This window comes from Solimonas fluminis (genome assembly GCF_002930645.1).
In the GTDB taxonomy this organism is placed as follows: domain Bacteria; phylum Pseudomonadota; class Gammaproteobacteria; order Nevskiales; family Nevskiaceae; genus Solimonas_A; species Solimonas_A fluminis.
This window is the reverse complement of record NZ_PSNW01000003.1, coordinates 188,998-204,857: the sequence shown is the minus strand read 5'-3', so window position 1 is coordinate 204,857 and position 15,860 is coordinate 188,998. Positions and strand designations below refer to the sequence as shown.

The window sequence follows — 15,860 nt, the reverse complement described above, 5'->3', positions numbered from 1 at the left end:
GGAATGAGGAGGAAATGGGCCCGGCAAGCTTGTCATTCCCGGGGCAACACACCACCAGTCGGGCCTTCGCGGCGAAGCGCGTATTCGCCGGCAGCCGAGCGGCCCCCATCGTCAGAACTGATATCGGGCGAAGAACTGCAGGTAGTCCCGATCCCGGTACAGGTTGTACCGTCCGCCGCCGGTGAACCAGCTGTAGCCGACGGTGAACGACAGCGCGTCCTGGTAGCGGGTTTCGAGCGACAGATCGACCTGCTTGCGTCCCTGCACGAAGTTGCCGGCCGGTCCGGGCGAGGTGCCACGCACATCGTGAGACCAGACGATCGACGGGCGAAGGCTGATCGAGGGCAGGACGCTCTCGTAGCTGAACAAGCCGATCATGCGGTAGCCCCAGGACCACTCGTCCGCGAAGCCGGAGAGGTCTTCCTGGTGCGGGTTGAAGCGGATGCCGTCCGGTCCGTAGGAGCAGGCAGGGTTGAGCGAGCAGGCCTGGCGCGAGCCGTCGGCGCCGGAGCCGTCGGCACCGGCGCTGGCGTGGTAATAGGTGCCGGGCGCCTCGAGCTGCAGCTCGTCCAGCGAGGGAATGCCGGGCACCCAGGTGGCGCCCCATTCGGTCACCCAAATGATCTGGTCGGCGGCGAAAGGGTTTTCCTGCGGACCGAAGACGCGGGTGCTGCCGAAGTTGAACTGGTAGACATCGAAGCGTTCGTAGCCGCGGATGTGGCAGTCCATGCCGCGGTGATAGTCGGCATCGGAAAGTCCGGCGGCGCAGGGAGGGTTTTCGCCCACCTGGCCGCCCCGGTAGGCGGTCACGAAGCTCGGGAAGGCGCGCGCGGAGCCCGGCACGTGCCCGATGCCGACGTTGATGAGGTCCGGGTACGGGGTGTTGCCGCTGGCGTCCACGAAGTCACTCGAGCCCCAGTTCGTCGCGTGGCCGTCAGCATCGTAGCCGATGCCCACATTCAGCAGTTCCGCGGACCCCAGGCAGCCAAGGCGGCGGTCGTGGCAGCGGGTCAGCGTGGGTCCCAGCGCGGCGAAGGCGAGGTCCTGCAGGTCGACCTGCAGCGGCAGGTTGGGGCGGTAGGCGACCTCGCCCTGGAAGGAATAGTCACCCATCGAGGTGTTGAAGCTGAGCCCAACCAGATGGATGTTCTCGGGATACTCCAGCTGGACACGGGCGGTGTCGAGCGCCGCCGCGCTGTCGGTGGCGTGTTCCGCCGACTCCCCCGGGTGGCTCAGCGAATGCAGGAAGGGAATGTCCGGGCAGGTGGCGAGGAAGGTCGCCAGATCACGGGCGTCGATTGCCAGATCGTTGCCTTCCCGCCGGGCACAACTGGCGTTCGCGGCGTAGAAGCTCGCCAGGGGGAGGCGGGAGTGGTAGTTCATGTAGTAGGCGCCCACCTCCACGCCATTGCCGAGGGACTCCATGTAGTACTTCAATGCGATGCCGAACTGGCCGCCGGAGGCCGGCTCGGCGTCCTTGAGGCGGCGCAACGCCGAGCTCGAGTTGCTCAGGCCGGTCAGCGGCGAGTCGAGCGGGACCGCGAACTGCCCCTCATCCTCGGCGACGCCGCCTGTACTGATGTTCACGAACGAAACCGCATTGCGGGTGCCAATGTCGAGGTCCGAGAAATAGCTGCCCGGTGCCGGGGCTTCGACAGCTTTCCACTCCAGCTGGTAGAAGGCCTCGAGCGTCGCCCCCTCGGCCGGCTCGAAGCTGGCGAAGACCATGCCGATCGGCGTGAAGACTTCTTCCACGGTGCGGCCGATACGGTAGAAGTTGTTGGCGTTGATCGGGTTGGCCTGATTGATGCTGTTCAGCGCCAGGGTGGTGCTTTCCCCCCAGTTCACGGTCTGGCGCCCCAGCTTCAGCGTCAGGGCCTTGTCGTCCGTCATCGGGATCTGCGCGAACACCACCGCGTCCATCAGCTGCAGGTCCGAGCCGATCTGGCGCAGGGTTTCTCCGTCGCTGCGGCGATTGCGCACCACGCCGCCAGGACCGTACACGATGCGGCGGCCGTCATGGCCGTACTGAGCCCAGGGGCGGCTGGCGATCACGCCCGTGAAGAGAGAGAAGGGATTCTGCAGCAGCGTGGGCAGATCCGGAGCCGACAGCGGGGCAGTGGAGACTTCGCGACCCACGTCCAGGTAATTGCGCGCCGTGATGCGGTTGGGGTGATATTCGCGAAAGTCGTTGTTGGTGAAGTCGTAGAAATACAGCGCGCGGGCGAAGAAGCTGACCGAGCCGAAGCGAAGCGTCAGGTCGCTGGTCACCTTGGCGGGCGAGGAGAAGAGGTCGCCCTTGCCATAGTTGAGATTTCCGTCGTCGTTGTTGATCGAGGCCGCGCCGGGCGCGGCCACCAGGCGCTGGGCAGGGAAAACCTGATTCCTGAACAGCCCCTGGCAGCTTTGATGAGCGCCGTTGGGGCCGGTGCAGGCCTGCGGATCGAGATTGGACTTTCCGACCAGATCCGAGGAGCGATCCTCCATGCGAATGCCGGCGCCGACGGTGATGCTGGTATTGAGCACGGCGTCGATGCCTTCACCGGTTCCCATCGGGATTTCGAAGTCCAGGGCCAGCGCAGGCGAGGACATGATGGCGAGCGCCGCAATGCCGGCGGCCCCCGGGGATTTCAGGAGCTTCATGCGTGGGAGTCCCCCCGGCTCTGCGGTTGGCGGGAAATCAGGGGGGCGCGGCCTCGCAGCAACGACAGCGACTCCTCCACGATGCGGATCGCATCCGTGGATGGACCATCGTGCAGGACGACGCGATCAGGCCGCACGACGGCGATCCAGCCGAAGGGCGCGGCGCCCGGAATCAGCGCCCCATCGAGGTCTTCGACGGCATGGGGGCCACGGTGCAGCGACTGGCTGCGATGGCAGGCCTGGAGGTACTGGCCGCCGGCCGCCTCCCAGGCTTGCCGCTGCGAGGTAGCGAGCAGGGTCTGAGGGTCCACGCCGAAGCCCACGAGCGTGAGGCCCCCGTCCAGCGCGGCATCGCTCAGGCCGATTTCGCCATTGGAACGCCGGATCCAGCCTTGGGGAATCTGGCCGCCGCGCTTCAGCCGGGCGCGACCGCGCACGAACAGTCCCTTGGCGAATTGGTTCTTCGGCTTGATGCCCAGGTCGTCGATGAAGTTCCTCAGCGGCGGGATCAGGCGCAGCAGCCGCACGGTGCCATGCGTCAGCAGCGCGACAACGGCGTTGCGCGGCATCACCATGCGGCCCATCAGCTTGGCCAGGCCGATCATGGCGCGCGCGTGCGGGCGGCGTTCCTGGTCGTAGGTCGACAGGATGCCGGGTTCAGCCCTGCCATGGACCACCGCTGCAAGTTTCCAGCTCAGGTTGGCGGCATCGCGCAGCCCAGCGACCAGCCCTTGGCCCACGAAGGGCGGCGTGATGTGCGCGGCGTCGCCGGCGAGGAAGACGCGGCCCTTCTGGAATTGGTCGCAGCAGCGGGCATGAAAGCGGTAGACCGCCCGGCGCTCGACGGTGATCTGGTCCAGGCGGCCCCAGGGCGCGAGCAGGCCGGCAATGCGTTCGTCGGTCTCCATCTGCTCACGGGTTTCGCCCGGTGCCAGCATGAATTCCCAGCGCTCGCGCTGGCCCGGTGCCGGCATGTGGGGAATCGGCCTGTTCGGGTCGCAGATGAACTCGATGTGATCGATGGGTTTCGGGACATTGCGGCCGTCCACGATCAGCCAGTCCTCGGGGTAGGTCTCTCCACCGAAGTCCTGGCCGATCTTGCGGCGGACGAAGGAGTTGGCGCCGTCGGCACCCACCAGGAAGTCGGCCAGAATCTCGCGCTCGACCCCCGAGGCATCCCGGACCCGCGCCCGCACCGCGCCAGCTTCCTCGACGAAATCGAGCAGCTCGACGCCACCGGCGGTCCGGACGGTAGGCAGGACGCCAAGCTGTCGGCGCAAGGCCCTTTCCAGGTCCGGCTGGAAGAACGTCACCAGCTTGGCGTGGCCGTCGATCGACCCGGTGCTGTTCACCCGCCCGAACTGTCCGACATAGGGAGAATGCATGCGGACCTCGGGAATGGCCACCCGTTCGAAGGCCTGCTCGTCCAGGCCGACCATCTGCAGGATGCGCAGCGCTTCGTTGTCCAGCGCGATCGCGCGCGGGTGCAGCAGGATGTCGCTGGCCTTGTCGATGACCAGTGCATGCACTCCGTAGCGGCCGAGCAGGCAGGCGATGGCGGCGCCGACGGGCCCGTAACCCGTGACCAGGACAGAGACTCTCTCGGGCAGCGACGCCGGCGTCGCCTGGGATGATGGGTTCATGGAGTTCCTGAAGAAAGAGGAAGTGAAAGCGGTCAGACCTGCAGCGGAGCCAGCCACCGCCGCAGCAGGCTCCAGTTCTGCAGCCGGTCCTCGGAGCGATAGCTCAGCAGGCGCTGGATCTGGCTCTCGACCGCTTTGGCGACCTGCTCGCGCACGGCCCAGACGACGTCCTTGTCGCCCTGGCGGCCCTGGAGGTGTTCAGTGGGAATGCGCGGACCGAAGCCGAAGTAGTAGCGCTGCGGGCGCGGCAGGATGGTGAGCCCGAGCCCGCGCGGGATCGGCGGGATCATGTCGCCGCCGCGGGTCATCTCATCGAGCGGAAACCGCTTCGCCAGCCAGCGCCAGGCCGCCGAGTTCTGCACGTCGTCGGCGTCGAGCAGGATGCGATAGCTCTCGTCCGGGCCGACCGAACCGAAGGGAATGATGTCGTAGCCGTGTTCGATGGCCATGCGGGCGAAGCCGGCGCGCTGTTTCCAGATCAGGCGGTAAGCCTCGCCCTTGCGCCGCATGACTTCGCGTCCGCCGCCTGGGAACACCAGCACGTGCTGGCCCTGGCGCATCAGCGCGGCGCAATTCTCCGGCGTGCCAAGGACCATGCCGTTGCGTTCCAGGAAGGGCCCCCAGTACGGAACCTGGAAATGCCCGCGGTCGCCCAGGCCGCGCAGCATCACGCCGTACTGCGTGTAGAGGTGCTCGATCATCAGCGGCGCGTCGGTCAATCCGAACAGCGTGTGATTGCCGACAAACAGGGCCGGCCGCTTCAGATCCAGTTCCCAGAGCCCGAGAAACTCCGGGTAGAACCAGCGCCGCGGCAGGGCGAAGGACCGCCGCATCTGCCTGGGCGACGGGGGATCGAAAGGGGGCAATTCAGCGGGTGCCGGGGCGGCCATCGGGGCATCTCTTCAAGCCCGAATAGTGGGCGAACGGCGATCATCATAGATATCTTCACCATATTTGACAAGTTTATCAGTTATAGATAAATTCATCATCAGATATCCCTAAGGTGGCCTTTCCCATGACCCAGACGGACTCCAGCCTCATGACCACGCCTCAACCGGCGCGGCATCCCTCCCCGACCGTGAAAGCCCAGGCCTTGGCGTACCTGATCTTCGAGAGGCCCGACCTGCAGCGCGCCGAGCAGTTCCTGGCGGACTTCGGGCTGCACCGGGCCAGCCGCACGGAAGACCTGCTGTTCATGCGGGGCACCGGTCCGTCGCCGTATTGCTACCGCGTGCATCGCGGTCCCCAGGCGCGATTCCGCGGCTTCGGCCTCCTGGTGTCGGGTCATGCCGACCTGGAGCGGCTGGCCCGGCTGCCCGGAGCTGGAGCGATCCGCTCCATGACCTATCCTGGGGGTGGGTACGTCCTGGACCTCACGGACCCTTCCGGCTTCAGGGTCGAGGTGGTCGCGGAGCAGAGCCAGGTCGATGAACTGCCTCACCGCGATCCGATCTACTTCAACCTGGCCGGCGACCGCCGGCGCGTCAACGCGACGCAGCGCCCGGCCGCGCAGCCGCCCGATGTCCTGCGCCTGGGACATGTGGTGATCGAGGTGGCCGACTACCAGGCCACCAGCGCCTGGTACACGCAGCATTTCGGCCTGATTCCCAGCGATGTCCAGCTACTGCCCGACGGCTCGCCGGCGGTGACCTTCTTCCGTCTCGACCTCGGCGATACGCCGGCCGACCATCACACCCTGGCCATGGCCCAGGGCTTCGCGCCGATGTACAGCCACAGTGCCTTCGAGGTGGTCGATGCCGATGCGGTCGGCATGGGCCAGCGCGTCCTGCGTGAACGCGGATGGCGGCACGCATGGGGGATCGGGCGCCATATCCTGGGCAGCCAGATCTTCGACTATTGGCAGGACCCCTGGGGCGACAAGCATGAGCACTATTGCGACGGCGATCTTTTCACCGCTGATCGCCCGACGGGTCATCACCCGGTGAGCCGGGAGGCCATGGCCCAATGGGGGCCGGTGATGCCGTCGAGTTTCACCAAGCCGAAGATGACGCCCGCCAATATCGCGGCGCTGATCCGAAACCTGCGCCGCAGCCCGGACTTGTCGGTCGGCAAGCTGGTCACCCTGGCCAAGCTGTTCGGCTGACAGCGACCCGGCCCGATGAGCTCTGCCTCGCATGATCCCACGCGCCGCCGGCTGCTGAAGGCAGGCGCTGCGGCCGCTGTCGCATGTGGCGCCGCCCCGGTCGTCGTGCCTGCCGAAGCCGCATTCCCAGATTCCACCATCCGTTCCGATCCACGCCCGGATCTTCCATCCGCCTCCAGAGTCCCCGCCATGCCTGTCAACATCGTCCGCTTCGAGCATCAGAACCGTGCCCAATGGGGCGCTATCCGCAGCAATCTCATCACGCCCATTCCGGGAGAATTCCCGACCACGGGCGCTCTCATCAGCGCCGGACTGTCGTTGAAGGGGCTCGACGGCGGCACACTGGCGCTTTCCGAGGTCCGACTGCTGTCGCCGGTGACCGAGAACCAGCAGTTCGTCTGCCAGGGCGCCAACTATCGCCAGCACATGATCGAGTCGGGCATGGACCCGGATGTGAAGACCTACAACATGATCTTCACCAAGGCGCAGAGCTGCATCTCGCCGGCGAACACGGATGTCATCCGCCCCAGCATGGTCCAGTTCCTGGACTATGAGATCGAGCTCGGCCTGATCATCCGCAAGGCGATCCGCGGCCCGGTCAAGGTGACCGATGCCAACCTGCACGAGTACATCGCCGGCGCCGTCATCGTCAACGACTACTCCGCCCGCGACGTGCAGATCCCGCAGATGCAGTTCTACAAGGGCAAGAGCTTCCGTACCTTTGGCCCGGTGGGACCGCACATCACCCTGCTCGACGCCGGCAACATCGGCGTGCTGAAGGAACTGCAACTCAAGCTGACGGTCAACGGCGAGACGCGCCAGCAGGACAGCACGGCCAACCTGGTCTACGGCCCCGCCGAGACCTTGACGGAGCTCTCGCAGGTGCAGGACTTCGAGCCCGGTGACCTCATCGCCACCGGCACGCCGGCGGGATGCGCGCTCTCCGTGCCCTCGCCGGCCAAGCAGCGGATCGGCGCCCTGCTGCCGGAAAGGAAGAAGTGGGAGATTTTCTTCAAGGTGCAGTCCAAACGCACCCAATACCTGAAGCCGGGTGACGTGGTCGAGGCGAGCATCCGCAGCGCGGATGGCCGGGTCGACCTGGGTGTGCAACGCAACCGCATCGTCGCCGGAGCCTGATCACCATGGACGGTATCGCGACGCTCGCCGATGTCGAGAGCATCGAGGCTGCCGGCCTGCCCGCCGACCTTCCGCACAGCACCTACGAGATGATCCGCCGGGGAGCCGGAGTCGATCCCGCCGCACCGGCGCTGAGCTTCTTTCTCACCACCGACGAGCATCGCAAGCCACAGGTCTGGTCCTATCGCTCCTTGATGATGGGAATCAACCGGACCGCCAATTTCTTCCACCAGCTGGGAGCGACGAAGGACACGGTCATCGCCTTTGTACTGCCGAACCTGCCCGAGACCCACTTCGTCATCTGGGGCGGCGAGGCCACGGGCATCGTCTTCGCCATCAACCCCCTGCTGGAGGCTCCGGCGATCGCGGAGCTTCTGAACGCTGCCGGCGCCAGCATCCTGGTCACTCTCGCGCCATTCCCGGGTACGGACCTGTGGCCCAAGGTGTCGAGCATTCTCGGCAAGCTGCCCAGCCTGAAACATCTGGTACTGGTCAATCTGGCGGACCGGGTTCGAGGCGCCAAGGCCCCGGTGGCCCGTCTGCTGCAGAAGCGCGAGGAATACCGGCTGCATGGCCTGCGAGGCGTGCGCAAGGCGATCCCGAAGGCGCTCCGGGTCCACGACTTCGGCCGATGCGTGCTGCGCCAGGACGGCACCCGACTGTCGAGTGGGCGTGTGATCTCGCCCGATGACACGTCGTCCTACTTCTGCACCGGCGGCACGACGGGGCTTCCGAAGATTGCCGTACGGCGCCATCGCAACGAGGTCGCCAACGCCTGGAGCGCCGGACGCTTCCTCGGGGATGGCATCGGGCCGGGCAAGGTCGCCTTCTGCGGATTGCCGCTGTTCCATGTCAACGGTGTGCTGGTGACCGGGTTGCTGCCGTTCTCGCGCGGCGCCCATGTGATCCTCGGGACGCCGCAGGGTTACCGTGGGCCCGGCCTGGTTCAGCGGTTCTGGGAAGTCATCGAGCGGCACCGGGTCAATTTCTTCAGCGGCGTCCCGACGCTCTACGCGGGCCTGCTGCAGGTGCCGATCGGAAGCCGCGACGTCAGTTCACTGGAATACGGCCTTTGTGGCGCGGCGCCGATGCCGATCGAGGTGTTCCGCGGATTCCAGCAGCGGACCGGCATCAAGATCCTCGAGGGCTACGGCCTGACCGAAGCCACCTGCGTCAGCAGCGTCAATCCGCCCCTCGGCGACCGCCGGATCGGGTCCATTGGCCTGCGCGTGCCGGGCCAAGCGATGAAAGCCGTATTGCTGGACGAGAACGGCCGCTACGAGCGTGACTGCGCCGATGGCGAAGTGGGGGTCCTGTTGGTCTCGGGCCCGAACGTCTTTGCCGGCTACCGCGAGGAAACGCAGAACAAGGGACTGTGGATTGATTGCGGCGACGGCCGGCGCTGGATGAACACCGGCGACCTGGCACGCCGTGACGGCGAGGGTTACTTCTATCTCACGGGTCGAAAGAAGGAACTGATCATCCGTGGCGGACACAACATCGATCCGCTCAGCATCGAGGAGCCCTTGCACCGGCATCCCGCGGTCGAAATCGCGGCGGCGGTGGGGCGGCCCGACGCCCATGCCGGGGAAATCCCGGTGGCCTACGTCCAGCTGCGGAGCGGCGCAAGCGCCTCCGAGGCCGAGCTTCTGGAGTTCCTGACAAGGGAAATCACCGAGCGTGCGGCGTTGCCGAAGCATGTCCGCATCATCGAGCAGATGCCGCTGACGGCGGTCGGCAAGATCTTCAAGCCGGCATTGAAGCACCGGGAAACCCGCGAAACCCTGGAAGGCGCGCTGCGGGCGGCGGATGTCGGGATCCTGCAGATCACCGTGGCCGACGACAAGTCCCGGGGTTTGACGGTTCACGTGCAGCTGGGAATCAACGCATCCCCGGAAGCGGCGCGGCAGGTCCTCGGCAAGTTTCCCTTTCCCTTCACCTTGAATGGCAAGGCATGAAGAAATCCATCTCCGTCGTTTACCCGGTCCCTCCAGGGGCAGTGCTGCGGGCGATGACTGATCTGTCCTTTCACCAGGACAAGCTTCGGGCCATGGCGATGCTGAGCAGCGAGGTCCTGGAGCACAGCCATTCGGGCGGCAGGTTTTACATCCGGATCCGGCGGACCATGCGAAGCGATGCTCCGGTGCCGGCCCTGATCAAGAAGCTGGTGCCGGCGGTTTCTACCCTTGAGCATAGGGATTATTGGGATGCCGCCGAAGGCGCCGGCAGGGTTGAGATCGAGTTAGAAGGGCTGCCGGTGGAGCTGCGCTGCGAAATGCGCGCGATCTGCTGTCCGGCCGGTACCGAACTGCGCCATGATTGGCAAGTGCGTTGCAGCCTGCCCGTGGTCGGCGGCACGATCGAACGATTCGTGGCCGGTGATCTTCAGCGCCAGATGGAGCTGGAGGCCGCAGCCTCCCGTCCGCTCCTGGGCCGCTACCTCTGAAGCCATTCGACCGGGACCCTCCCCATGGACGCATCGAAATCTGTTTCGGCAGCACGTGTTGCGGTAGTCAGCGGTGGCTCTTCGGGCATCGGCAAGGCGATCGTCAGCCAGCTGCATGCGGAGGGCTGGACGGTGTTCACCTGCGCCCGGGACCCCGGGAAGCTGGCTGCCCTGACGCTCGGCTTTCCCGGCATCGGCACCGCCGTCTGCGACGTCACCGACCGCGCCGCGGTGCGCGAGTTCGCCGCTCGGGTTGCCGAGGCTGTTCCCGCGGTCCACCTGCTCGTCAGCAACGCGGGCGGCTCGCGCGAGATCGATTTCACCGCCGATCTTTCCGGCCTGGATCTTTCCCTGGAGTTGCGCAGCAACACCGAGGGAGCGGTGAACCTGATTGCGGAGTTCCTGCCGCTGCTGCGCCGCTCGTACCCGGCCGCCATCCTGGTCGTCAGTTCCGGGTATGCACTGGCGCCCGCGACTCGTGCGCCGCTGTATTCGGCCGCCAAGGCCGCGCTGCACAGTCTTTCCAAGTCACTGCGCCGACAGCTCGCGCCCCTGGGAATCACCGTTACCGAGTTGCTGCCGCCCGTGGTCGACACCCCATCGGTCGCGCACCGGCAAGTGCCGAAGTTGCCCGCGAAGCAGGTTGCGGCGCAGGCGCTGGCCGGGACTCGCAAGGGCCGGTCCGAGGTCCGGCCCGGCGCGGTGCGCTTCCTGCCGCTGCTCCTCCGATTGTGGCCGGCGCTGGGCGAGCGAATCGTCTCGAAGACCTGACCGGTATGCGATGGATGGCGAACGACTGCATTGGAGCAGGCTGCTGCCGCATCCCGCGGGCTGTTCTGGGCTGAAAGCGGCCCTCTGAATCCTCATTCCTGATGGGGCGGGCTGCGGCTACAAGGCCGTCGAAGAGTGATCTGCTTCCCAGCCGGCATGGCGCCGGATGAATTCCACGATGCTTCCAGTGGCGGCGCGCGCCTGCGGCAGGATGGCCATGGCTTGGAAGACGTGCGGCAGGCGATGCCAGATCTCGAGTTGCACGGGGACGCCGGCGGCTTCGGCGAGGGCGGCGGCACGCACGGAGTCGTCCAGCAGCATCTCGCGGCTGCCCACCTGGAACAGCAGGGGCTTCGGGTCTCTTCCTCCTTGGGCGAAGTCGCTGCTAATGTACGCGCCCATGGGAGAATCCTGCTTGATCTTCAGCCAGTCATCTTGCCGGCGCGCGCTGCTGCGCGTGTCGGCCTTCGTCGTGCTGGGCCTGGCGAGCCTGCAGGCGGCGGCCGAGCCGCTGAAGCTCTACCTCTATCGGGAAAACGGCCGGGGCATGCCGGTGTATTCGACCAGCCCGCCGGCCAACGGGGAGTACACCGAGGTCTTTCCGGGCTCCGGCGCGGCGCGCCCGGTGCTGAGCGAGCCGCCACCGGCTTCCGCGGAGGAGCAGGCCGGTGCCGAAGCCGGAGAGACGCTCGTCGGCTGGGCGGCGTCCTGCAAGGGCGTGAACCAGCAGCTGATGGATGAGCGGGCCGCGCCGTGGCAGGCGGTGATGGCCAGGCATGCCGACGCCCATGGCGTGCCCGTGGCGCTGGTGCAGGCGGTGATCCGGGTGGAATCCTGCTTCGACACGCGTGCCGTCTCGCGCGTCGGCGCGCGCGGCCTGATGCAGCTGATGCCGGCGACGGCGGCGGAACTGGGCGTCACCGACAGCTTCGACGCCGACCAGAACATCTCCGGCGGCGTGCGCTACCTGAGCCGCCTGTTGAGCCGCTTCAAGAACGACACGCACCTCGCCATCGCCGCGTACAACGCGGGGCCGACCGCGGTGGATGCCTACCGCGGCATCCCGCCGTTTCCCCAGACCCGCAGCTACGTGGAGCGGGTGCTCGCGGAGTACCGCGAACGCAGCCGCGCGAAGTCGAGGAAGTCCAGCGGTTGAGCGGCGCTTTGGGCAGGACCTGAACCGGTCTCCCCACCCTGAAAACCCTGGAGCCGGCCGCGTGAGCAAGGCCCTGCTGGACAAGACCGAGCACTCGGGAAAGCTCTTCGAGAAGCTGGACCTGGAGGGCGCCGAACTGAACGGCGCCAGCTTCCACGACTGCCGCTTCGCGAAGTGCAATTTCTCGCACGCGCAGCTGCTGCAGTGCCGTTTCGACGGCTGCGAATTCTCCGGCTGCAACCTCAGCCTGGCGGTGCTGCGCGGCAGCTCGTTCCGGGAGGTGTCGTTCTCGTCCTGCAAGCTGGTCGGCATCGACTGGACGGCGGCGCGCTGGCCCAGCGTGGCCTTGGGCGGGCAGCTCCGATTCGACGAGTGCCTGCTGAATTCGTCCTCGTTCTTCGGGCTCTACCTGCAGGAAACGAAGATGGAGGCCTGCCAGGCCCGCGACGTGGACTTCACCGAGGCGGACTGTTCGCATGCCAGCTTCATCCAGACGGATTTCGCCGGAGCGACCTTCCACCAGTCGAAGCTGGTGAAGGCGGACTTCAGCGATGCGGTGAACTATGCGATCGATGCGCGGAGCAACCGGATCAGCGGCGCGCGCTTCAGCCTGCCGGATGCGGTGAACCTGCTGCGGAGTCTGGACATCGAGATCGTGGACTGAGGGATTTGGGTGTTCGGCGGTTTTCCCTTCTGATGTCCTGGAGACTGTGATGCGGACCTTGCTGTGCGCCCTCATGCTTCTCCTGCTGTCCCCGCTGGCCGCCGTCGCGGCGCCCGGGTGCCAGCGCCTGAGCTTCTCAGGGCAGGTGCAAGGAGAACAGGAGTTCCGCCAGGCCATCGGCATGGGCCTGTCCTTCCGGATGGAAGTCAGCAACGAGCAGCGGGGCTGGTCCTTCGAGATCGGGCCGACCCAGCCCCGGCTGGGCGAATTCGATTCGTACATCTACCTGCTAACACCGCCATGGCACGGGCGGCCCGCCACGGCGATCGATACGACCTATGCCGTGCTTGCGCAGGATGCCGTATCCAGGGAGCCCCGTCGTTTCTGGTTTCTGCTGCGACGGACCGACATGCCTGCCGCAAGGGCGGCACTGGAGGACTATCTTTGGCCCTCCGGCAATAGGGCGCAAAAGGATGCGCTCCGGAAGCTCGGGACTTTCGCCATGGGCGCAGGAATTTTGCACGTGATCGACGCCGATATCGAACCCGGAAGTGCAGCGCCGGACGATATTTCGGGCGAGGGCGACTATGGAGCCATTCGCCGTATCGCCTTCAAGGTGGAACTGACGGTGCCTATGGACTTCAGGCCGGCCCGGAAAGTGAAAGCGGCCCCTGTCGGCTGCCTCGATCCGACAGCCTGGGCGAGCGAGTGGGTTCCTTGAGGCTGAGGCCAACCGTGCTGAAACTGTCGAAGCACGGCGGACTTTTCCTGCCGGACAATGAGTTACTGCCCGCCCGTCGGCAGGTTCTGGGCGAACGGCACTGCCTCAATGCGGCCTTCTGCCCCGCAGCGCCATCCGCTGCAGCGCCGCGATCTCGGCCGACAGCATCGCGTCCTGTGCCGGGGTGAGATCGACCAGCCGCAGGCCCAGGCGGAGCTGGCCGTTGCGCTCGTGGCGGCTGCGCACTTCGGCGCGGGTCTGCAGGGTGGTGCCCGGCAGGCGCAGCAGGCAGTCCAGTTCTTCGCCCGGCGCGCCGCGACCGCCGGTGACGACGGTGGCGGCGCCGCTGCGGGAGAGGTCGGCGAGCATGCCGCGGAAGACCATGCCGTCGTGCGTGAACTGCGAGGCGGGCAGGCCGGCGTTGGCGGGCAGGGCAATGCGGAAGGAGCCGCGGCGCTCGCGGTACTGCACGCGCTCGGGGAAGCGCAGCTGCAGCAGGTCGCCGGTGGCGGCGAGTGTGGGGGCTTCGACGGTGCTGCGGAACACGAAGCGGCCACCGTCGAGCTGGCCGCTGACCAGCAGCGAGGTGCCCGGCGTCAGCGGGATCTCGGGGAACGGGGCGTCGATCAGCAGGCAGCCGCGCAGGGGCGAGACCTCCAGCAGCAGGCTGCTGCACAGCTCGCCTTCGCCCAGGCTCAGCGACAGCAGGCAGCGGGCATGCAGCACGCGCCCGAGCAGGGCGGCGATCTGCCGGCGGTCCTCGATGATGGCGGTTCGGTCGCGCTCCGCCGCGGTCTGTGCAGGAATGGCGAGGGCGCTCATGGCAGCGGGTTCTCCGTCAGGCGCTGCCGAGCCGCTGGCCGCCGAGGCTGACGCTGCCGTAGCCGCCGCGGCCATAGGTCTGCTGGGGGACGTCGCCGCGCAGGTTGGCCAGCGTCTGGCGCACCTGGCGGTGGCGCACTTCCAGCACCATGGCATTCTCCTGGTTGGCGCGCTGGCAGCGCTGTGCCAGCGCCTGCAGCTCGTCCCAGTCGGCGAGCAGGCGCGCGGCATCCGGCAGGCGGGCGAAGTGTTCCTTCAGCGGACCCTGGGCGGCGCGCAGGCGCAGCAGGGGTTCGCCGAGGCGGCGCAGGATCTCGGCGCTGCCGGCCTTGGCGGCGGTGACGCGCTCGAGCACGTCGGCATCGTCGGCCAGCAGGGCCTGCTTTTCCGACTCCAGCGTCAGCAGCAGCTGTCGCGTGTGCTCGAGCTGCTGGCGCAGGTTCTCCGTCAGGGGAAGGGGCTGCGGGGCCCAGGGGTTGTGGCTCATCGGCTGGCAAGCTCCCATTCAAACCGCGTGAGTTTCGAGGCGACACGCTCCGCGTTCACCTGGTAGCGGCCGTCGCGGACCTTGTCGCGCAGCTCGCTGACCTTTTTCATGTCCACGTCCGGCGCTTCCGAGGCGGCCTTGCCGGCCTGGGCCAGCATCTGGGCTTCGCCGGTGAGCTTGACCGACTCGCCGGGGGTCACGGCCGCAGCAGGCTTTCCCGGCGAGGCATTGGGCTGCACGGCCTGCGCCTGGCGGGCGCGGGCGGCGGCGGCCGGTCCCTGGGGACCGTAGGTGTTGTCGATCTTCGAGCTCATGGCGGGACGCCTCGGGCATGGGGTACTGGCCCGGTTAACGGCGCCCGCCGGGAAAACTTGAGGATTTCCGCAAGGCGGCCGACGGAAAGCCGGCGTCGGCCCGCGAGATGCTGTTTCTGCTGGGTTTTTTCATGGCGGCGCGACTAGAGGCGCACCTCCACCAGGCCGCCGCCGGTCACCCGGCCTTCCACCACCCGTCGCGAACTGCTGTTCTCCACCGGGATGCGGTCGCCCGCGGCGCCGTCGCGCAGGGCCTTGCCCTGGCTGCGCACTTCCATGGGGCCGGCGCGGCCGACGACGGTGACGAGGTCGCCGCGGCGGACGAGCTTCTGGCCCTCCACCATGTCGGGCGTGAGCACGCTGCCGGCGCCGGCCGGGCGGCGCAGCTGGCGGCCGGCGAGCTGGGCGGGGTCGCTGAAGTAGCCGTAGGGCAGGCTGGCGATGTCGCGTTCCTGCGGGACGAGCAGGCCGGCGTCGATGGCCTCGCCGCGCTGGGCGCCGCGGGCCAGGGTGAGCACCGGGCGGATATCGGTGAGGCGCACCCCGACGTAGACGGTCCAGGACGCCGGGGCGCCGCAGCTGACGGCGACGCGCACCTGGCCGCCGCGGACCGGCTCCGGCGCGGCGCGCAGGGCCTCGGCGCAGGCGGGCAGGCGCAGGCGCTCGTCCAGGGCCAGGGCTTCGGCGCGCGCGCTGGGAGCGGCCTGAGCGAGCACGGCGGCGATGGCGCTGTCGCGCAGGGCTTCCAGCGGCTGCACGCCGTCGGCGGCCTGCGCCAGGCTGCCGGCGAACAGAAGGAGGAGGGCGCTGGGGAGTTTCATGCGGGGCTCCGGGTGATGGCGGGGTGGAGGCAAGGCCTGTTCCAGCAGATCGTCGCCTGCGAATCTCGCTGGACGAATGCCTCCGGCGCCCGTGGGCGAGGGTGAAGGGGACGCTAAAGAAATGTCCCCGG

At 67.4% G+C, this 15,860-nt stretch carries 16 protein-coding genes; 8 read left to right on the top strand and 8 right to left on the bottom strand.

What is annotated here, in order from left to right; all coding sequences use genetic code 11:
* Window positions 1–111: 111 nt before the first annotated feature.
* Genes C3942_RS07290 through C3942_RS07280 form a run of 3 tightly spaced genes read right to left on the bottom strand, consistent with a single transcriptional unit; the run spans window position 112 to window position 5,119 of the window.
* Window positions 112–2,643, bottom strand: coding sequence for a DUF1302 domain-containing protein (locus C3942_RS07290; protein WP_104229718.1), 2,532 nt, complete (start codon window positions 2,641–2,643; stop codon window positions 112–114).
* A complete protein-coding gene (locus tag C3942_RS07285; RefSeq protein WP_104229717.1) occupies window positions 2,640–4,286 on the bottom strand; it encodes a bifunctional 3-(3-hydroxy-phenyl)propionate/3-hydroxycinnamic acid hydroxylase in 1,647 nt (548 codons plus the stop codon). The genes C3942_RS07290 and C3942_RS07285 overlap by 4 nt, the downstream gene beginning before the upstream one ends.
* 32 nt (window positions 4,287–4,318) lie before the next feature.
* Window positions 4,319–5,119 (bottom strand): lysophospholipid acyltransferase family protein, encoded by an 801-nt coding sequence (locus tag C3942_RS07280; RefSeq protein WP_104229716.1) that lies wholly within the window; start codon window positions 5,117–5,119, stop codon window positions 4,319–4,321.
* 182 nt (window positions 5,120–5,301) lie between these two features.
* On the opposite strand from C3942_RS07280, the gene C3942_RS07275 reads away from it, so the two are divergent.
* The 5 genes from C3942_RS07275 to C3942_RS07255 all read left to right on the top strand — a co-directional run bounded on the left by C3942_RS07275 (window position 5,302) and on the right by C3942_RS07255 (window position 10,744).
* Complete coding sequence (locus tag C3942_RS07275) at window positions 5,302–6,390, top strand: VOC family protein (RefSeq protein ID WP_104229715.1); 1,089 nt, start codon at window positions 5,302–5,304, stop codon at window positions 6,388–6,390.
* A 189-nt stretch (window positions 6,391–6,579) separates the two neighbouring features.
* Complete coding sequence (locus C3942_RS07270; RefSeq protein ID WP_104229714.1) at window positions 6,580–7,527, top strand: fumarylacetoacetate hydrolase family protein; 948 nt, start codon at window positions 6,580–6,582, stop codon at window positions 7,525–7,527.
* A gap of 5 nt (window positions 7,528–7,532) precedes the next feature.
* Complete coding sequence (locus C3942_RS07265) at window positions 7,533–9,485, top strand: acyl-CoA synthetase (protein ID WP_104229713.1); 1,953 nt, start codon at window positions 7,533–7,535, stop codon at window positions 9,483–9,485.
* Window positions 9,482–9,973 (top strand): DUF2505 domain-containing protein, encoded by a 492-nt coding sequence (locus C3942_RS07260; protein WP_104229712.1) that lies wholly within the window; start codon window positions 9,482–9,484, stop codon window positions 9,971–9,973. Before C3942_RS07265 ends, C3942_RS07260 begins: the two co-directional genes overlap by 4 nt.
* 24 nt (window positions 9,974–9,997) lie before the next feature.
* The gene (locus tag C3942_RS07255; RefSeq protein ID WP_104229711.1) at window positions 9,998–10,744 is read left to right on the top strand and encodes an SDR family NAD(P)-dependent oxidoreductase; all 747 of its coding nucleotides are present in this window, start codon (window positions 9,998–10,000) and stop codon (window positions 10,742–10,744) included.
* 117 nt (window positions 10,745–10,861) lie between these two features.
* Here the strand turns inward: C3942_RS07255 and C3942_RS07250 are convergent, their stop codons facing one another.
* The gene (locus tag C3942_RS07250) at window positions 10,862–11,146 is read right to left on the bottom strand and encodes an alpha/beta hydrolase (RefSeq protein ID WP_114409715.1); all 285 of its coding nucleotides are present in this window, start codon (window positions 11,144–11,146) and stop codon (window positions 10,862–10,864) included.
* Between the two features lie 13 nt (window positions 11,147–11,159).
* Between C3942_RS07250 and C3942_RS07245 the strand changes: the two genes are divergently transcribed.
* The 3 genes from C3942_RS07245 to C3942_RS07235 all read left to right on the top strand — a co-directional run bounded on the left by C3942_RS07245 (window position 11,160) and on the right by C3942_RS07235 (window position 13,285).
* Window positions 11,160–11,900: a lytic transglycosylase domain-containing protein gene (locus tag C3942_RS07245; RefSeq protein ID WP_207766007.1), complete on the top strand. Its 741-nt coding sequence runs from the start codon at window positions 11,160–11,162 to the stop codon at window positions 11,898–11,900.
* Between the two features lie 61 nt (window positions 11,901–11,961).
* Window positions 11,962–12,564, top strand: coding sequence for a pentapeptide repeat-containing protein (locus C3942_RS07240; RefSeq protein ID WP_165797366.1), 603 nt, complete (start codon window positions 11,962–11,964; stop codon window positions 12,562–12,564).
* Between the two features lie 49 nt (window positions 12,565–12,613).
* A complete protein-coding gene (locus tag C3942_RS07235) occupies window positions 12,614–13,285 on the top strand; it encodes a hypothetical protein (protein WP_104229709.1) in 672 nt (223 codons plus the stop codon).
* Between the two features lie 105 nt (window positions 13,286–13,390).
* Here the strand turns inward: C3942_RS07235 and C3942_RS07230 are convergent, their stop codons facing one another.
* The 4 genes from C3942_RS07230 to flgA form a co-directional block, all read right to left on the bottom strand.
* Window positions 13,391–14,107: a flagellar brake protein gene (locus C3942_RS07230; RefSeq protein ID WP_165797365.1), complete on the bottom strand. Its 717-nt coding sequence runs from the start codon at window positions 14,105–14,107 to the stop codon at window positions 13,391–13,393.
* A 16-nt stretch (window positions 14,108–14,123) separates the two neighbouring features.
* The gene (locus C3942_RS07225) at window positions 14,124–14,594 is read right to left on the bottom strand and encodes a flagella synthesis protein FlgN (protein ID WP_165797364.1); all 471 of its coding nucleotides are present in this window, start codon (window positions 14,592–14,594) and stop codon (window positions 14,124–14,126) included.
* Window positions 14,591–14,908, bottom strand: a complete 318-nt coding sequence (flgM, locus tag C3942_RS07220; protein ID WP_104229706.1) for a flagellar biosynthesis anti-sigma factor FlgM — start codon at window positions 14,906–14,908, stop codon at window positions 14,591–14,593. The genes C3942_RS07225 and flgM overlap by 4 nt, the downstream gene beginning before the upstream one ends.
* Window positions 14,909–15,051: 143 nt before the next feature.
* Window positions 15,052–15,729 carry a flagellar basal body P-ring formation chaperone FlgA gene (gene flgA / locus C3942_RS07215; protein ID WP_104229705.1) on the bottom strand — a complete coding sequence of 226 codons (678 nt, stop codon included), beginning with the start codon at window positions 15,727–15,729 and terminating at the stop codon, window positions 15,052–15,054.
* Between the last annotated feature and the right edge of the window lie 131 nt (window positions 15,730–15,860).